The sequence below is a fragment of the Sulfitobacter aestuariivivens genome, from assembly GCF_014763045.1.
GTDB lineage: Bacteria > Pseudomonadota > Alphaproteobacteria > Rhodobacterales > Rhodobacteraceae > Sulfitobacter > Sulfitobacter aestuariivivens.
On the sequence record NZ_JACTAG010000002.1, the window covers coordinates 1,230,782 to 1,246,833 of the forward strand.

The window sequence follows — 16,052 nt, forward strand, 5'->3', positions numbered from 1 at the left end:
CCGGATCTGTTGCAAGCAGGCTGGCACATCGCAGGGCTGCCCGACTGACACAGATCAAATCGCCAAGGCCTTGTGGATGGCAGGATGGCATCAGACAAAAGCATGCGAACGGCAGGCAGATGGAATTTAAGGACTATTACAAAGTGCTGGGCGTCGCGCGGGATGCGGGTGCCGACGAGATTAAGAAAGCCTTTCGCAAGGCCGCACGAAAGTATCACCCCGATATCAATACGGGCGCCGAAGCCGAAGCAAAGTTCAAGGACGTGAACGCGGCTTATGAGGTGCTCAAGGACTCTGAGCGTCGGGCGGCCTATGATCAGTTGGGGCAAGAACCGCCACGCGGTCAGTGGCGTTACCAGCCGCCGCCTGATTGGGACAGTGGTTTCTCATTCTCGCAAGGCGGTCCGCAGCAGGATGCGGCCTACAGCGATTTTTTCGAAACCCTTTTTCGGCGGGGCGCTGATCCGGCGGGTGGTATGGGGGCTGGGCGGGGGGCTGACAGCCACGGTCGGATCGAAATCACGATAGAGGAAGCCTTCACTGGGGCAAAACGTATGCTGAGCGTCAGATCGCCGGTGCTAGGTCCAGATGGCAGTGTTACGCTGACAGAACGCGCCGTCGCAGTGAACGTGCCCAAAGGCGTGTCCGAAGGTCAGCACATTCGGCTTGTGGGGCAGGGCGCAGCCGGCGAGGGTGCCGCAGGGGATCTGTTTCTTGAAGTGTCCTTCGCCCCACATCCCGTTTATCGCCCTGATGGCAAGGACCTGTACCTCGACCTTCCGGTCGCCCCGTGGGAGGCCGCCCTTGGCGGGCATGTGAAGATGCCCACCCCCGATGGCAAAGTGGACTTGCGCATACCCACGAATGCGCGCGCAGGTCAAAAATTGCGGCTCAAGGGTAAGGGGCTGCCGGGTCATCTAAGCGGAGACATCTATGCAACTTTGAAAATCGTCAACCCAAAGGCTGACACAGCCGAGACCCGCGCGTTTTTTGAGAAGATGGCACAGGAGATGCCCTTTGATCCGCGTGCCAATCTAGGAGGTTAGATCATGAAAAAGACCACCCTTCACAGCGACGTTGTCGACATGCTTACGCTGGAGGACCTTTGTCGCTTCTGCGATGCGGATGAGGCCTGGGTGATCGAGTTGGTAGAGCACGGCGTGCTCGACCCCATTGGCGGCACCAGTAGCAATTGGCGCTTTTTCGGTGCCAGCATCCGGCGCGCGAAAAAAGCGCGGCGACTTAACCGTGACCTGGGTGTGAACACAGCAGGTGTCGCCTTGGTCTTGGACCTTCTCGATGAACGTGATGCTGTAGTGCGACGGTTGGCGCAGTATGAGGCACCTTAGGGCTTCATACTGATCCGGGTGCCTTTGGCGCCCTGAACCAGTGCCATGCAATCCTCTAACCGCCCGATGGCAGCGAAACCCCCGGTCGCGCGCGCAAAGTCGCAGGCGGCATCGACTTTCGGCCCCATTGACCCAGCCGGAAAGGACATGGAGGCCAGTTCATCAGGTGTGGCCGCGCGAAGGATCGTTTCATCCGGCCCGCCCCAATCTGTGAAAACGCCTGCCACGTCGGTGAGCATCAAAAACGCATCCGCCTTCACTTCCCGCGCGAGCAGGCCGCTCGCATGATCTTTGTCGATGACAGCTTCCACACCGATCATCGTGCCGTCAGGTTTCTGCACTACCGGAATGCCACCACCGCCAGCGCAAATGACGATGACCTTCTGTTCCAGCAGGAGATTGATGACATCCAATTCCAGAATGCATTTAGGACGCGGGGAGGGGACGGTCCGGCGGAAATGCGCGCCATCTTTGCCGATGGACCAGCCGCGGTCCGTGCTCAGCTTTGCGGCTTCGGCTTCTGCATAAATCGGCCCGATGAACTTTGTCGGAGCCTGAAACGCGGGATCACCGGGATCGACCTCAATCTGGGTCAGAAGTGTGGCGTATTTCGCATCCGGCTCGTAGGCATTGTCTAGCTCCTGCTGAAGGACATAGCCGATCATGCCGTCGGTCTCGGCCCCCAGCACGTCCAGTGGGAAAAGCCCACCTTGCAGCGCCAGATAGCCGACCTGCGGGCCATTGCCGTGGGTGATCACCACCTCATGACCCGCCTCAAGCAGCTTAGCCAGAGATTCGGCAGCGACGCGGATGCTGGCGCGCTGGCCCTCGGCAGTCAGCGTTTCACCGCGTTTAGACAGGGCGTTCCCGCCCAAAGCGACGACAATTCTCATTTACGACCCAAGAGTTGCGACCAGAACGGCCTTGATGGTGTGCATGCGGTTTTCGGCCTGATCAAAAACGATAGAGGCGGGGCTTTCGAATACCTCTTCCGTCACCTCCATCGCGTCCAGACCAAAGGTATCGCGGATATGCTGGCCGACTTCAGTTTCGGTGTTATGAAACGCAGGCAGGCAATGCATAAATTTCGTGTGCGGATTGCCGGTCATCGCCATCATTTCGGTGTTCACCTGATAGGGCATCAGCAGCTTGATGCGCTCGGCCCAGACGCCTTCAGGCTCGCCCATAGAGACCCAGACGTCAGTATAGACGACATCGCATTCGCTTACCCCTTGCTGCACATCTTCGATCAAAAGGATCCGCGCGCCGGTCAGCTTCGCCTCGGCCAATGCTCCGTTGACGATGGTTTTGTCCGGCCAAAGTGATTTTGGCCCGCAAAGGCGCACATCCATCCCCAGCTTGGAGGCACCAATCAGCAGACTGTCGCCTATGTTGTTGCCCGCATCCCCCATAAAGCAGAACGCGATTTGACCCAGTGGTTTGTCGACGTGTTCAGACATGGTCAGAACGTCGGCGAGGATCTGCGTCGGGTGGAATGCGTCGGTAAGCCCGTTGTAGACGGGTACACCGGACCATTCAGCCAGCGTTTCAACGATGTCCTGACCAAACCCACGATATTCAATCGCGTCGTACACTCGGCCCAACACCCGCGCGGTGTCCTTGATGCTTTCCATCTTGCCAATGTGACTGCCCGACGGCCCCAGATAGGTGACATGCGCGCCTTGGTCGTGGGCTGCGACCTCAAACCCAACGCGCGTGCGTGTGGAGTTCTTTTCAAAGATCAATGCAATCTCGCGGCCTGTAAGGGTTGGCTGTTCGGTGCCTGCATATTTCGCGGCCTTCAGATCAGTGGCGAGTTTCAGCAGGAATTTGATTTCTTGCGGGGTGAAATCGCGCAATGACAAAAACGAGCGGTTCTTGAGATTGAAGGACAAGGCGTTACTCCACCGGATCACGTGAAATGGGGCAGGTCATGCAGTGGCCACCGCCACGGCCGCGGCCTAATTCGGCACCACGGATGGTGATGACTTCGATGCCTGCCTTGCGTAGAAGCGTGTTGGTGTGGACGTTGCGGTCGTAAGCGAGGACAACATCGGGTTCCAAGGCAACGACGTTGTTGCCGTCGTCCCACTGCTCACGCTCTTGTTCAAAATGGTCCCCGCCCGTGCCGATGATGTGCAGGCTGTCCATATGCAGAGGTTCCTGAATGACGTCAAAAAGAGATGGCCGGGGTCTTCGACCACTTTCAGCGCGTGCTTGTCATCGGGGTAAAGGGAATAGCATCTGATCTGTTCAGCCACTTGCGTGAAGCTGGTGACGGTATTGCGATCACAGAATGTCAGGACCGTATCGAGATGCATCGCGGCGCGAGACGCCGGCATCTGGCAGGCGATAACACGTGTCGCCATGCCCTGATCAAAGAGCGAGACGGCCAATTGCCCTACGGCCTGCGGTGTCGTGCGCTCGCCCATTCCGACCAGCACGCTTCCATTTCCTATGGGCATTACGTCTCCGCCCTCAAGCGTTGCGGGACCAAAATCCTGATCGGGGTTGCCCCAGAGCACCTTTGCCTTGCCCGCAAAGCGCGGGTGGAAGCGATAGATCGTGGCCGCGATCAACGTCTCTTGCTGCCGCGCGGGCCAGTGCATGGGGCTCAGCGTAACGCCCCCGTAGATCCAGCAGGATGTATCGCGGGTGAAAATGAGGTTCGGCAGAGGCGGTAGCACAAAACCATCGGCCCCGAGGAAACGGCCAAACATGCCATGCGGGGCAAAGGGCAGATCGCTGACCGTGATTCCACCCGTCAGAAATCGGGTCAGGGCGGCGGCGGGCAGTTCATTCAGCCAATCGCGCAGGTTGCTCATCATGCCGACGCCGATGCGGTCCTCTGTGATCTTGCGATCCAGAAGCCAGCGACGGGCCTCTGTTTGATCCAGAATCTCTGTCAGGAGATCGTGCTGTTCCAGCACTTCGATGCCGCGTTCACGCATCTTGTCACAAAAGGCGAAGTGATCCTTGCGGGCCTCATCCACCCAGAAGACATCGTCAAACAGCAGCGCGTCGCAGTTGCTTGGGGTCAGCCGTTCAAGTGCCAGGCCGGGACTCGAGACCATGACAGTACGCAATTTTTCCGACTTCCGAGTGTACTCCCAAAGGCGCGCTCATAGCAGCACCGCAGCGCTTAACAGCGCCATGGAGATAAGTGACAGCACCAACAGCAGGGGCCAGACAAACCTGAGCCAGATGTTATACGGCACCCGCCCAATAGCGAGGCCGCCGACAACAACAGCATATGTTGGTGCTACCAGATTGGTGATCCCGATTGCGGTTTGAAAGGCGGTGACAGCCAAGTCACGGCTGACACCGGCGAAGTCCGACAGCGGTGCCATGATCGGCATTGATAGGACGGCCAGCCCTGAGGTGGAGGGGACGAGAAAGCTCATCAACGCTTCGATCCCGAAAAGTGCGTTGATAAACGCAACCTCGGACATGCCGGTGATCCAGCGCTCGAACGTATGCAGAATGGTATCGGTGATCCGCCCCTGATCCATGATGATCACGATGCCGCGTGCCAGCCCGATAACCAGCGCCACACCCAAAAGGTCGCGCGCACCTTCGACAAAAGCATTGGTGAACGCCTTTTCGCCCAGCCAACCCAATGTCCCAATCAAAATGGACGCAGCGAGGAACAAAGCGGACATTTCTGCCATCCACCAGCCTTGCGAGGAGACGCCCCAAACCATCATGACAAAGGTTGCCGCAAAGAGGATCAGGATCACGCTTTGCATCCCCGTCAGCGTTTCACCTTCGACCGGCGCGTGCTTTTGCAGAAAGTGCGCCTCGTTCTCATCCTGCAGATGCGCAACAAGAGAGCGTGTAGGATCAACGCGCACCCGTTCGGCGTAGCGCATCACAAAGGCAACAGCCGCGAGCCACGACAGCCCAAGGATCACAAAGCGCAGGACCATGCCTTCGGTAAAAGCAATGCCCGCCGCGTTGGAGGCAATGGCGGTGGAGAACAGGTTGATGGTTGAACCGATCACCCCAACACCAGCGCCAAGCATGATAATCGCGACACCTGTCAGCGCGTCATAGCCGGCCGCGATCATGATCGGGATCAGCAGGACATAGAACGCCAGCGTTTCTTCGGCCATGCCATAGGTCGCGCCTCCAGCAGCAAACAGCGCCATCATGATCGGGATCATCCATTTCTCGCGGCCTTCCAGCTTGCGCATGGCCTGTGCCACGCCCGTGTTGATCGCGCCCGTTGCGGTAACAACGCCGAGGAACCCACCAACGATGAGGACGAACAGCGAGACGTCGATCGCGTTTGCTTCGTATGATGAGGGGTCGTAGAACCCCGCGATTGGGGCCAGTAGTACGTCAATGAACCCCTGCGGCGTCGCCTCTACCAGCGCGTAGGAGCCGGGGACAGGGACGTCCTTGGACAGCGCCGCATTCGGGGCGCGTTCATATTGACCTGCGGGAATGATCCACGTCAGTGCGGCCATTGCGATGACAAGGCCAAAGAGGATTGTGTAGGCGGATGGAAAGCGGCTCTCTTCTGGCTGCTTTTGATCGGAGCCGTAGTGCGGTGGCATGACCATCTGAAATACCTCCCTTATGGGCGCGGTTTCCATGATCATGGGGCAGTTGAGGGAATACCGATTGAGATTGCTCAATCGGACGACAGAACCGTCACTATTTCTTGATGCGCTGTTTGTACTTCCGGTAGAGGCGTTGATTCATTTCAATGAACTGACCAAGGCCTCTACCCAGCAGCCCTGCCGCATTGCGCCGCAGGTAAAAGTAGCCGGTAACGCTAGCGATAAGCCCACCCAAAGCGTCTACGATCAGATCGCCCATGGTATCTTTCAGGCCTGACTTCTGCATGTTCAATCCAAATGAAACGTCCATTGCAAATTCAAAAATTTCCCAGAGCGCGCCGACTGTCATTGCGACGCAGAAGCTGATGAATGCGATGGCGGAGGGTGGCGCGGCAAAGCGGTCGCCTTCGAATAACATAAAGACAAACAGAAACCCCGTCAGGCCAAAGCCCACCGCCGAAAGGCCATGCAATGCGATGTCCCACCACCAAAGGCGTTCGTAGAAATCGAAAGCTTCGCCCAGAAAGATCGATGCAAAGAAAAACAGGGTTGTGAACAGAAGAAACGGCAACGGCAGGCGAAGAGACCATCGGGCAGCGAGCAGGGGCGGCAACAGAGACAAAGCAAGCGTTGCGAAGCTGACAAAGGCCAGAGACCAACGCGACAGCCCAAGCGCGATCACAGCCGTACTCAGAAGCATCGCCCAGATGATCAACATTATGGCACTGGTGTCTTGGATCAGTTTCACAGATGACCTTAGGAGTGGTGTTAAAATCAGGCGTGGTCGTTCATATATATCTGGCATGCAGATGACGCAGATACGCATTGCAAGTTATAACATGCGCAAGGCCCGTGGTCTTGACCAAAAGCGGCGGCCTGAACGTACCTTGCAAGTGATCAGCGATCTGAATGCGGATTTGGTTGTGCTGCAAGAGGCCGACAAACGGCTGGGTTCGCGTCCCTCCGCCTTGCCGCGCAAGATGATCGAGACCGAGACGGATTTTGAACTGGTCAACGTGTCCCCCAACGATGTGAGTATTGGTTGGCATGGCAACGCCGTATTGGCGCGGAAAGGTCTTGACGTGATGTGCGTTGACCGATTGGACCTGCCCGGGTTTGAGCCGCGAGGGGCCGTCAGAGTGCGACTCGGTCTGGGGGCAGGTCTGACCATCATCGGGGCACATCTGGGATTGCGCAGAGGGGACAGGCAGGCGCAGCTTTCAGAGCTGAGCAGGTTCTCGTCCGAAGACAAGCATTGCATCATCGCTGGCGACTTCAACGAATGGTCCAAGACGAAAGGGTTTGAGCCGTTGAAGGCCCGATTTAAGACTCTCAGCCCTGGAAAGTCGTTCCACGCGCGACGCCCCATCGCTGCACTTGATCGTTTTGCCCTTTCACACGGCTTAACCTTGCGTGATGCAGGTGTTGATCAAAGCCCGCTTGCACGGGTGGCGTCGGACCATCTGCCGATCTGGTCCGACATTTCGGTTCCCGCCGCTACTTGCTGAACAGAATCGGCAGCTTCTGATCACGCAACAGAGCATAGGTCGTGGCCCCCAGCACAAAGTCATATGCGCGCGAATGGCCAAAGGCACCGGTGACAATCAGGTCAGCGCCCTCTTCGAATGCCACGTTCTGCAATACGTCTGCGATGCTGCCGCCCATAGGATCACGATGAACCAACGTAGGCTTCAGGCCGTGCCGCGCATACATTTCGACCATATCAATCGCGTCGGAATCCTTGAACGCATCCTGAGGGCTTTTCTGAACGCGCAGGACCGTCAGAGATGCACCATCATCTGCCAAGGCCAGCATGTCGTGCGCTGCGCGCGCTGCCTCGCGTGTATCGCTCCATCCCAATAGGATGTTGGCGCCGATCTCAGGCCCGTCGTATTCCAGCGGCACCACGATCACAGGTCGCCCGCTTTCGCGGATCACTTGGGTCTGGGCATGGCGCTGATCATAGCGGTCGCTGTTCTTGTCCTCGTGAGCCATGATGACCAGATCAGCCGCTCGCGCGCTTTCGATCATACGCTCGCTGGCCGATTGTGCTTCTGCCCGGACCAAACGGAACTCGCTGACGAAGTCTTCGGACCTGGTATGCTTTTGAAACACACCTTTGATCGCTTCTGACTCCTTTTTCTGGCTTTCGTTGAAGGATGCAAAGGCCGTGTCCGGAATATGCATTGCTATGCCGGGGTAGACGACGAGCGCTTCAACGGTGTGCAACCCAATCAGATGCGCACCGTGTTTGCGCGCGATTGGCACCGCAACTTTGAGAAGTGTTTCCGCATGATCGGGCGTGGTCAGGCATACAAGAATTGTCTTGGGGGCCATGTGTCTATTCCTTTGAGCGTGGTCCGAGCCGGGGCGCATCGCAGCGCCCCAGATTTTCGTCAGACTTTTTTGATGTTGATTTTCTGGACTGCGGCTTTGGCGGCTGGGGGTTTGGCGATGCTGAGCTTGAGGATGCCATCAGAAAAGTCCGCTTTCACGGCACCATCGTCAGGCGTGAAGCCAAGGGGAATCTGACGGCGGAAGCTGCCATATCGGCGTTCAATCCGATGATGCCCTTCTTGTTTTTCCTCGTGATCGGCGCTTTTCTCGCCCTTAAGAACCAGCAATTCGCCAGAAACAGTGACATCCAGATCATCTTCTTTGACGCCTGGCACCTCTGCGCTGACTTCGATCGCGTCGTCGGTTTCAACCACGTCAATGGCCGGGAAGCTTGAGCCTGCAAAGAAGGATTGGCCGTCATCCTCCAGCATCGGAAAGTTGGATTTGAACTGGTCAAACAGACGGTTCATTTCCTTCTGGAGCGACGGGAACAGTGCAGGTTCGCCAGCGGATCGGGTGGATTGGGGAAGCGTTTGACGTGACATCTTCAATCTCCTTTCAATGCAGTCGACACAGAGTGTATCCTTGGCTGAATATCAGGACGCAGAAAGCACCAATTGATCCCGATCAATCGATAGAGCGGAGATTCGCGTAGGTCCTCAGGGCAACAATGTTCTGAAACAAGGGGCCAATAATGTCTGTATTTGCCAAGATACTCACCGCGATTACTCTCGCGATTTTGTCACACGCAGCTTCTGCCGACCAAGTATCGACTTGGAATGGTGATGATACGTTCTTTGCGGGTGGACTGATAAACCAGTCGATTGATACCAAAGGGGATACCTTCGTTGCAGCAAGATCCGCGCGCGTGAAGGGTGCTGCCTTGGGCGATATGCATGTTTCCGGGTTTGACGTGTCAGTCGACGTCAATGTTGCCGAAGACCTCTATGCAATGGGTGCGACCGTTGTGATCCGGGGCGACATCGCCGAGGATCTTTCAGTCATGGCGTTTTCTGCCCGCACTGCAAACAGCGCCAAAACCGCTGGGAATGCGCGACTGTTGGGCAATTCGGTCACAGTCGAAGGACCGGTAGCTGGTGCTTTGTCGGTGATCGGCCGGGACGTCATTCTGAATGCACCCATCACAGGAGATGTGCGTGTTTTGGCGCAGACTCTCTCTTTCGGACCGGAAGCGGTGGTTTCTGGCACGCTTACCTATAGTACCAACGAAAAGATCAAGGTGCCGGTGCGCGTGGCATCAGAGGATCGCGTGAAGTTCGAAAAGGTTTCTGGCGGACAGATCTTTGAGGAATGGCAGGACGTCACCAAAGATATGCCTGCGCTGCCTACTTTCGCTTCAATGATGTTCGGCTTCATCGTTTCGCTGCTGTTCTTCCTCGCTCTTGGCGCACTGATGCTGGGGTTCATGCCCAAGCGGCTAGCACGCATGCGGCGCAGCATCGCGGCGGCACCCGGTCAGACATTCATGCTCGGTGTGATTGGTCTTTCCATGCTCTTTGGCATCGTCCTGGTGACCGCGCTTACCATCGTTGGTCTGCCTTTCGTTCCTATCGCCATTCTTGCCATCGTGGTGGCCTGGGTTCTTGGTTATGCCTTGGGTGCTTACAGCGTCGCTATGCGTCTTTGGACTGGTCTGGGCGGGGCGGATGACCCGAGTAATCTCGCGCGGCTTGCAATCCTTGCCGGAGCGATCACATCTATCGCACTTCTGAACTTTATTCCATTTGTGGGCTGGGTTGCGAATTACACACTTGTGCTGCTTGGCGTCGGTGCGATGACCCGCGCTGTGTTCCAATCGCTCATTGGAACCCCCGATGTGGTTCTCGATGTCGACATGAAACCGATCAAAGACTGACCTAAGAACAGGAGAAAACCCATGACCGCACAAGGTTTGGAGGTCATCGACCAGAGTGTCTATCTGACCCATGAGTGGATCAACGAGCTGGCAGGGCGGCTGGACTGGTCATCAAAGCGCTCCGCCCTTCGGCTTATGCGCGTGACCCTGCACCGCATCCGCGATCACCTGTTGGTCGATGAAGTGGCTCAGTTCTCGGCGCAACTGCCCGTGATGATCCGGGGGTTCTTCTTTGAAAGCTGGGTGCCAAAAGACACGCCGATTAAAGAGAGGCACGCGGAGGACTTTATCGCCTTCATACGGCATCAGATGGGTGAAACGGCAGAGTATCGTGGTCAGGATGACATCAAATGCGTATTTGATCTTCTCAATGCGAGGATCAGCCGGGGCGAAGTCGAAGACATTCGGGCGAGCCTGCCGCAAGATCTGCGCGACCTGTGGCCTGCTCCTTAAAACATCAAAGCCACGCAAGTGTTGCGTGGCTTTTTCTTACGGGTTAGCGACGCCGACAAATTCAGTCGTGGTCGCCTTCTGCAAGGCTCAGCAACGCTGTCGGGCGTTGGATGATGATCGTATGGATATTGTCGATTGTAATGATCCGGCTCTTGCGTAGTTGCGTGAATGTGCGGCTAACGGTTTCCGTGGTCAGACCCAGAAAGTCGGCGATGTCCGAGCGGCTCATTGGCAAGGTGATCTGACGGTATGCACCTAGATCTTCGCCAACACGCTTTGAAAGGACGCAAAGGAAAGAAGCGAGCTTTTCCGTCGCGGACTTGCGCCCCAACATCATGAAATGATCCTGCATCGCGCTGATTTCACGCAATGCTGCTTGTAGCAGGGCACAGTGCAGTTCAGGATCGCCTTCGCCGTTTTCCAGGTGGGACCGGCGGAAGGGTTGCAAGCGGACGTCGGTAAGCGCCTCGCAATCGGTGTGGTGCAGATCATTGGCCGGGAAACCGACGATGTCGCCGGGATACCCAAAAGCAATGACCTGTCGGCGGCCATCCGCCAGCAACCGGGTCAACCGCAGCACGCCGCTTGTGACCTGATAGAGCCATTCGACCTCATCACCCTCAAAATACAGGTAAGCGCCGGATTTCAGGCGCGCCTCTGCAGTTTTAGGTGTTGCGCTGGCAAGAGGTGCTATGGAAGCTTCGATGGTGCATTCGCTTGGAATCGTGACATACATTCGTGCAGACCTCCGTGTAAAGCTGAGGTCATCTTGATGTGTATGTGTAATTCAGCTTATGGTTCACCTGCTAAATTTTGTATCGTTTTGTATCGTGCGCTTCTTTCTCACTGCAATTTACACGAAGGCTCGGACAATTTTCTGCATCCCAAGCGCAAATAATGAGACCTTATGAAAGATCAGAGGATTCTTGTTGTTGAGGATGATCAAAAGATCAGAAACCTCTTGCGAAATGTGCTTGAGGACGAAGGTGCGCGCGTAATCGAGGCGGAAACAAGCGCCGAGGTCATGCGGGCAGTTGCAGACAAACGTCTAAGCTTAATCACGTTGGATCTACAGCTGGGCGCTGACAATGGGGTGGATATCGCCCGCCGGATCCGGGCTGTTTCACAGGTGCCCATCATCATGGTGACGGGCAAAGATGATGTGATTGATCGGGTTGTCGGGCTTGAGATCGGCGCGGACGATTACATCATCAAACCATTTCATGTGCGCGAGTTGATTGCCCGTATCCGAAGTGTATTGCGCAGATCCGGCGCACCCGCACGTACCACAGAGATAGATGCGATAGCGGGTAGCGCGCACTTCAGCTTTGACGGAATGACCGCTTTCCCCGACCGGCTTGAGCTTATCGACAGGGAGAACGTGCCGTGTGATCTGACCAGTGGCGATTTCAGGCTGCTGAATGTGTTTCTGAACAATCCTAAGCGCGTTCTGTCACGCGATCAGCTGATGGATCTCACCGGGGGCGTCGAATGGAGCCCGCTGGACCGGACGATCGACAATCAGGTCGCTCGCCTTCGCAAGAAGATCGAGCGCGATCCCTCAAGCCCCAAACTTATCAAGACGGTGCGTGGGATCGGTTATACCTTTGCCAGTGACGTGAGAGCTATTCAGCCATCGGCTGAACCGGCCAAAAGCGCCTGAAGCCGCTGCGCCAGTTCGGATTGACGGTAGGGCTTGTGCAGGATGTCAAAATGAATGTCATGGGCCAAATCGCCGGTGATCACATCACTCGCATATCCGGAGGTCAGCAAGACTTTGAGCTTTGGAAACTCAGCGGCGATTTTGGCCGCCAGATCATAGCCGTTCAACGTGCCTGGCATGACAAGATCGGAGAATACCAGATCGACATCTGCGCCGGCCTTCAGCATCTCATAAGCCCGGTCACCATTCTCGGCGTGTAGTGTGGCAAAACCGAGATCGCGAATGCGTTCAATCGACAGTTTTCGCACACGCTCATTGTCCTCTACAATTAGGATTGTCTCGCCATTGCCGCGTGGTGGTTCTTGTCGTTTCACGGCTTTTGGGTATACGCCATCCGCTTCAGTTTCATGCTCCACTGCCGGAAAATAGAGACCGAAACTCGACCCCAAACCCAGCTCGCTGTAGAGTGTCACGTGGCCGCCGGACTGGCGTACAAATCCGTAGACCATCGCCAATCCTAAGCCCGTGCCACCGTTCTCGGCTTTGGTGGTAAAGAACGGCTCAAACGCGCGGCGCTGCGCCTCAAGGCTCATGCCTGCGCCATCGTCGCTGACAGACAGCCGCACATAGTTGCCTGGTTGAATATCTGTTTCCTGAGCCATATAGCTGTCGTCAATCGTGACATTTGCGATGGAGACCAGCAGTTCGCCACCCGCGCCCATAGCGTCACGCGCATTCAGCGCAAGGTTCATCAGGGCGGATTGCAGCTGAACCGGGTCGATCATGACCATATCAAGTTCCGCGGCGAAGTCCGTTTTGATGCGGTAGGTCGCGCCAATGGTGCGTTTTAGCAGTGTCAGTGTTTTCGCGCACAACTCCCGCAAATCTGATCTCACTGGTTTGAGGTTGCTGCGCCGCGCAAACACCATCAGCCGCGTCGTCAGATCTGCACCCATCTCAGCGGATTCGAGCGCGTCTTTAATCAGGGGCATCTGATGTTCGTCAGCACCGCGCATCTCCAGCAGTTCGAGGTTACCGACGATCACGGTCAGCAGGTTGTTGAAGTCATGCGCGATGCCGCCTGTCATTTTTCCTATAGCATCAAGCCGCTGAGAACGTGCCAGTGCTTCTTCGGTCGCCTTGCGGTTGGTGAGGTCATGCAGGATGCCGATAAAAATGCGCGTTCCTTCGACCTGACTATGCCCGACAGACAGATGCAGCGGAAAGACCGAACCATCCTTGCGCTGTCCTTCAACATCGCGGCCAATGTCGATGATCCGCTTTTCGCCTGTTTTGATGTGATGTGCCATGAAGCCGTCATGCAGCATGCCCAGAGCCTCGGGCATCAGCATGTTGACGCTCTGGCCCAGCATTTCGGTCAAATCAAACTGAAACATGCGCGCTGCGGCGGCATTCGCCCGGAGAATTTTCCCTGTTTGGTCCGATACGACCATGGCATCTACGGCTACTTCCATGATGGCGTGCAAAATGGCGACGTCTGTTGCTGTATCGACCATGGCGGGTGTCCTCTTTGTCAAACACTGCCAAATGCTGCGCCTTGGGCGCAAGGCGGAATTGATTTGCATCAAGTGCTCATCGCTTGGTCTCGCGCATCTGGAGACATCAGGTGCCGCATGGCGTTGCCGCTCCTGAATCCTTGCAGCAAGGCTATAGAATTGGTGCGGATCTGATCATCGCTGTGCGTCGCGGATAGTGCAGCACTTTCAGTGTGGTCCTATGCAGCACGACGCAACGTGTAAATCGCCTGGCCAAATGCGCTTGCCTGTAAATCATTTGGTTGAGGTCATTGAGCAGACGAACAAGGACGTTCATCAACGATAGTACCCGCCGGTCCGAATTCACGTCGGGCTGTTATTTTTTTATCCTAAGGATTGTGCGGTTTGATTTAGGCAGGCGGTCAAGTCAGACAAGGTGATCACGCCTAGCAACTGGTGGCCTTCAACAACCATGAATTTGCGCTTGCCCGTCTTCCCGATCCTTTCCATGAGGTCTGAAAGAAGGGTTTTCGGCGAAACCATGTCTTCGTCATGCAAGCCAACAAATACATCTCCGACCCGGGTGCTTGCCCAATTTTCGCGGTCAATACCTGAGAGAACAGAGCCGTCGATATGGCCAAGAAGTACGGACCCTTCGGTCACCGGAACAAAGGTGAGACTGTGGTGTAGCATGATCTGGTTGACGAAAGCAGCTAACGTCATATCTGGGTGTGCCGTGATCGGGTCGCGCGTCATCAGGGCTTGCACTCTGTGCCCTTCGAACACGGATTTGCTGAGTTGGCTCGTGTACGTGGCACGCGCCGCTATCAGGACAAAGCCACCGATCATGATCTGCCATAGGCCCGTGAAAATCGCACCCTGAAATAGAGCGGCTATGCCAAACGCCATCAGGAAGTACGCAAAGAATATGCCCGACCGTGCTGCTGTCCGGGTTGACGCGAGCACATCACCCGATCGATGCCACAGATAGGCGCGTAACACACGACCCCCATCAAGCGGGAAGGCAGGAACCATATTAAACACCGCCAGCACCAGATTTATCAACGCCAGATAAAACAGCACTGAAATCAAAGCAGGTGGCAAGTCTATCAGGGTAGCCGCTCCTGACAGGCTCCAAAACCCCACCGCAAGTGCCAAAGACATTAACGGACCGGCAATCGAGATCCAGAATTCAGTCAGCCCGGATTTTGGTTCGGCTTCAAGCTCAGCAACGCCGCCAAATAGAAAAAGGGTGATGGACTTGATTGGCACGCCCAGATGGCGGGCAACGACCGAATGGGCCAATTCATGGAGCAATAAGGAGGCGAAAAGCCCCAGCATGGCAATGATAGCCATCGCCAAATAGGCTTGCGGGGAACGCCCGGGCAGCGCGTCCGGGAAGAACTGTTGTGATAAGCTCCAAGTAACGAGGGCCGCTATGATGAGCCAACTGGGATCGACCTTGATGTCGAACTTGTTGATTGAGAATAGTTTTATGGCGTTTGTGAACATACTAGAGCCCGTCCTTGCGGTGATCTTATCGGGGCGCAGGTGCATAAGATTGACATCGCTCAAAAACGATTATCTGGGATGGAATAATCCCCCTACGCCATATGCAAGAAGCGCTGCCGTCCCGCCGATGACCAGAGTCTCCAAGCCTGAACGCCACCATGGAGATAACGACCACCTGCTCTTGCCTGCGCCAATCAGAAAGAATGTTAAAAGCGTCGCATAGACTGATAAAGCGAACGGGTTTGATAGGCCAAAAACGAATGGGATCAGCGGCACAGCACCCGCCAATAAGAAGGCAACAAATGTCGCTATTGCCGCGCGCACGGGATGAGGATCATGGCGCGTAAGGCCATATTCATCCGTGAGCATAAGCCCGATCCATTTCTCCTTGCTCTGCGCAATGGCGTTTGTTGCCTGATCCAGAACGGTGCCAGAAAGCCCGCGCAACGCGAGGATTTGGCGCAGCTCTTCACGCTCGCCTTCGGGGTAGTGCGCTATGTGGGCTTCCTCGATCTGGATGATGCGCTTGCGGTCATCAAGTTCGGCCTTGGTGCCGGAAAAATTGCTCGCCGCCATGGAAAACCCATCGGCTAAAATGTTGGCCAGCCCCAGAGCCACAATGATGCTATGCGATAGGCCTGCGCCCTCGACCCCGGCGACAATGGCAAAAGTAGTCACCGCACCGTCGATACCGCCATAAATCATATCTTTCACCGGGCTGTATCTAATGCCTTGAGAAAGACGCTCTGTGACTTCCTGTGGATGGTGCCCGTGATCCTTAGTCATTCTCGCATAATA

The 16,052-nt window shown here is 56.0% G+C and carries 17 protein-coding genes and 1 pseudogene; 6 read left to right on the top strand and 12 right to left on the bottom strand.

Going from position 1 to position 16,052, the window contains the following annotated elements; translation table 11 throughout:
* The first annotated feature begins 119 nt into the window (after nucleotides 1-119).
* A complete protein-coding gene (locus tag H9Q16_RS15805; RefSeq protein WP_191076379.1) occupies nucleotides 120-1,046 on the top strand; it encodes a DnaJ C-terminal domain-containing protein in 927 nt (308 codons plus the stop codon).
* Between the two features lie 3 nt (nucleotides 1,047-1,049).
* Complete coding sequence (locus H9Q16_RS15810) at nucleotides 1,050-1,349, top strand: chaperone modulator CbpM (protein ID WP_191076380.1); 300 nt, start codon at nucleotides 1,050-1,052, stop codon at nucleotides 1,347-1,349.
* Here the strand turns inward: H9Q16_RS15810 and H9Q16_RS15815 are convergent.
* The 6 genes and pseudogenes from H9Q16_RS15815 to H9Q16_RS15835 all read right to left on the bottom strand — a co-directional run bounded on the left by H9Q16_RS15815 (nucleotide 1,346) and on the right by H9Q16_RS15835 (nucleotide 6,665).
* A complete protein-coding gene (locus tag H9Q16_RS15815; RefSeq protein WP_191076381.1) occupies nucleotides 1,346-2,242 on the bottom strand; it encodes a carbamate kinase in 897 nt (298 codons plus the stop codon). The two genes, H9Q16_RS15810 and H9Q16_RS15815, sit on opposite strands and share 4 nt — an antisense overlap.
* Nucleotides 2,243-3,265 (bottom strand): ornithine carbamoyltransferase, encoded by a 1,023-nt coding sequence (gene argF, locus H9Q16_RS15820; protein ID WP_425507704.1) that lies wholly within the window; start codon nucleotides 3,263-3,265, stop codon nucleotides 2,243-2,245. It abuts the gene before it with no gap.
* On the bottom strand, nucleotides 3,249-3,500 hold the full coding sequence (locus tag H9Q16_RS20790) for an arginine deiminase family protein (RefSeq protein ID WP_281403145.1): 252 nt from the start codon (nucleotides 3,498-3,500) through the stop codon (nucleotides 3,249-3,251). The genes argF and H9Q16_RS20790 overlap by 17 nt, the downstream gene beginning before the upstream one ends.
* A 125-nt stretch (nucleotides 3,501-3,625) precedes the next feature.
* A pseudogene (locus H9Q16_RS15825) lies at nucleotides 3,626-4,423 on the bottom strand (arginine deiminase family protein); the annotation flags it as partial.
* 48 nt (nucleotides 4,424-4,471) lie between these two features.
* The gene (locus H9Q16_RS15830) at nucleotides 4,472-5,956 is read right to left on the bottom strand and encodes a YfcC family protein (RefSeq protein ID WP_246455773.1); all 1,485 of its coding nucleotides are present in this window, start codon (nucleotides 5,954-5,956) and stop codon (nucleotides 4,472-4,474) included.
* 55 nt (nucleotides 5,957-6,011) lie between these two features.
* Nucleotides 6,012-6,665 carry a DUF2238 domain-containing protein gene (locus tag H9Q16_RS15835; RefSeq protein WP_343067868.1) on the bottom strand — a complete coding sequence of 218 codons (654 nt, stop codon included), beginning with the start codon at nucleotides 6,663-6,665 and terminating at the stop codon, nucleotides 6,012-6,014.
* 91 nt (nucleotides 6,666-6,756) lie between these two features.
* On the opposite strand from H9Q16_RS15835, the gene H9Q16_RS15840 reads away from it, so the two are divergent.
* A complete protein-coding gene (locus H9Q16_RS15840) occupies nucleotides 6,757-7,425 on the top strand; it encodes an endonuclease/exonuclease/phosphatase family protein (protein WP_246455774.1) in 669 nt (222 codons plus the stop codon).
* Here the strand turns inward: H9Q16_RS15840 and H9Q16_RS15845 are convergent.
* The gene (locus H9Q16_RS15845; protein ID WP_191076383.1) at nucleotides 7,415-8,254 is read right to left on the bottom strand and encodes a universal stress protein; all 840 of its coding nucleotides are present in this window, start codon (nucleotides 8,252-8,254) and stop codon (nucleotides 7,415-7,417) included. The genes H9Q16_RS15840 and H9Q16_RS15845 overlap by 11 nt on opposite strands.
* A 59-nt stretch (nucleotides 8,255-8,313) precedes the next feature.
* The gene (locus H9Q16_RS15850; RefSeq protein ID WP_191076384.1) at nucleotides 8,314-8,799 is read right to left on the bottom strand and encodes an Hsp20/alpha crystallin family protein; all 486 of its coding nucleotides are present in this window, start codon (nucleotides 8,797-8,799) and stop codon (nucleotides 8,314-8,316) included.
* A 149-nt stretch (nucleotides 8,800-8,948) separates the two neighbouring features.
* Here H9Q16_RS15850 and H9Q16_RS15855 point away from each other — a divergent pair, with 149 nt between their 5' ends.
* Both H9Q16_RS15855 and H9Q16_RS15860 read left to right on the top strand, forming a co-directional pair.
* A complete protein-coding gene (locus tag H9Q16_RS15855) occupies nucleotides 8,949-10,130 on the top strand; it encodes a DUF8173 domain-containing protein (protein WP_191076385.1) in 1,182 nt (393 codons plus the stop codon).
* A 21-nt stretch (nucleotides 10,131-10,151) separates the two neighbouring features.
* Entirely contained in the window at nucleotides 10,152-10,583 is a 432-nt protein-coding gene (locus H9Q16_RS15860; protein ID WP_191076386.1) for a DUF2267 domain-containing protein, read from the top strand.
* A gap of 61 nt (nucleotides 10,584-10,644) precedes the next feature.
* Here H9Q16_RS15860 and H9Q16_RS15865 read toward each other — a convergent pair whose 3' ends face one another.
* The gene (locus H9Q16_RS15865; RefSeq protein ID WP_191076387.1) at nucleotides 10,645-11,319 is read right to left on the bottom strand and encodes a helix-turn-helix domain-containing protein; all 675 of its coding nucleotides are present in this window, start codon (nucleotides 11,317-11,319) and stop codon (nucleotides 10,645-10,647) included.
* A 171-nt stretch (nucleotides 11,320-11,490) separates the two neighbouring features.
* Here H9Q16_RS15865 and H9Q16_RS15870 point away from each other — a divergent pair, with 171 nt between their 5' ends.
* Nucleotides 11,491-12,246, top strand: coding sequence for a response regulator (locus tag H9Q16_RS15870; RefSeq protein WP_191076388.1), 756 nt, complete (start codon nucleotides 11,491-11,493; stop codon nucleotides 12,244-12,246).
* Here the strand turns inward: H9Q16_RS15870 and H9Q16_RS15875 are convergent.
* The 3 genes from H9Q16_RS15875 to H9Q16_RS15885 all read right to left on the bottom strand — a co-directional run bounded on the left by H9Q16_RS15875 (nucleotide 12,213) and on the right by H9Q16_RS15885 (nucleotide 16,040).
* Nucleotides 12,213-13,763 carry a PAS domain S-box protein gene (locus H9Q16_RS15875; protein WP_191076389.1) on the bottom strand — a complete coding sequence of 517 codons (1,551 nt, stop codon included), beginning with the start codon at nucleotides 13,761-13,763 and terminating at the stop codon, nucleotides 12,213-12,215. The two genes, H9Q16_RS15870 and H9Q16_RS15875, sit on opposite strands and share 34 nt — an antisense overlap.
* Before the next feature lie 363 nt (nucleotides 13,764-14,126).
* Nucleotides 14,127-15,254, bottom strand: a complete 1,128-nt coding sequence (locus tag H9Q16_RS15880) for a site-2 protease family protein (protein ID WP_191076390.1) — start codon at nucleotides 15,252-15,254, stop codon at nucleotides 14,127-14,129.
* Nucleotides 15,255-15,323: 69 nt separating this feature from the next.
* Nucleotides 15,324-16,040 (bottom strand): VIT1/CCC1 transporter family protein, encoded by a 717-nt coding sequence (locus tag H9Q16_RS15885; protein ID WP_191076831.1) that lies wholly within the window; start codon nucleotides 16,038-16,040, stop codon nucleotides 15,324-15,326.
* Between the last annotated feature and the right edge of the window lie 12 nt (nucleotides 16,041-16,052).

Excerpts from the sequence above, each read along its gene's own strand:
- H9Q16_RS15875 (WP_191076389.1), bottom strand. The coding sequence starts at position 13,763 with ATGGTCGATACAGCAACAGACGTCGCCATTTTGCACGCCATCATGGAA.
- H9Q16_RS15830 (WP_246455773.1), bottom strand. The coding sequence starts at position 5,956 with ATGATCATGGAAACCGCGCCCATAAGGGAGGTATTTCAGATGGTCATG.
- H9Q16_RS20790 (WP_281403145.1), bottom strand. The coding sequence starts at position 3,500 with ATGGACAGCCTGCACATCATCGGCACGGGCGGGGACCATTTTGAACAA.
- H9Q16_RS15840 (WP_246455774.1), top strand. The coding sequence starts at position 6,757 with ATGCGCAAGGCCCGTGGTCTTGACCAAAAGCGGCGGCCTGAACGTACC.
- H9Q16_RS15885 (WP_191076831.1), bottom strand. The coding sequence starts at position 16,040 with ATGACTAAGGATCACGGGCACCATCCACAGGAAGTCACAGAGCGTCTT.
- H9Q16_RS15810 (WP_191076380.1), top strand. The coding sequence starts at position 1,050 with ATGAAAAAGACCACCCTTCACAGCGACGTTGTCGACATGCTTACGCTG.
- H9Q16_RS15870 (WP_191076388.1), top strand. The coding sequence starts at position 11,491 with ATGAAAGATCAGAGGATTCTTGTTGTTGAGGATGATCAAAAGATCAGA.
- H9Q16_RS15845 (WP_191076383.1), bottom strand. The coding sequence starts at position 8,254 with ATGGCCCCCAAGACAATTCTTGTATGCCTGACCACGCCCGATCATGCG.
- H9Q16_RS15805 (WP_191076379.1), top strand. The coding sequence starts at position 120 with ATGGAATTTAAGGACTATTACAAAGTGCTGGGCGTCGCGCGGGATGCG.
- H9Q16_RS15850 (WP_191076384.1), bottom strand. The coding sequence starts at position 8,799 with ATGTCACGTCAAACGCTTCCCCAATCCACCCGATCCGCTGGCGAACCT.
- H9Q16_RS15860 (WP_191076386.1), top strand. The coding sequence starts at position 10,152 with ATGACCGCACAAGGTTTGGAGGTCATCGACCAGAGTGTCTATCTGACC.
- H9Q16_RS15880 (WP_191076390.1), bottom strand. The coding sequence starts at position 15,254 with ATGTTCACAAACGCCATAAAACTATTCTCAATCAACAAGTTCGACATC.
- H9Q16_RS15815 (WP_191076381.1), bottom strand. The coding sequence starts at position 2,242 with ATGAGAATTGTCGTCGCTTTGGGCGGGAACGCCCTGTCTAAACGCGGT.
- H9Q16_RS15855 (WP_191076385.1), top strand. The coding sequence starts at position 8,949 with ATGTCTGTATTTGCCAAGATACTCACCGCGATTACTCTCGCGATTTTG.
- H9Q16_RS15865 (WP_191076387.1), bottom strand. The coding sequence starts at position 11,319 with ATGTATGTCACGATTCCAAGCGAATGCACCATCGAAGCTTCCATAGCA.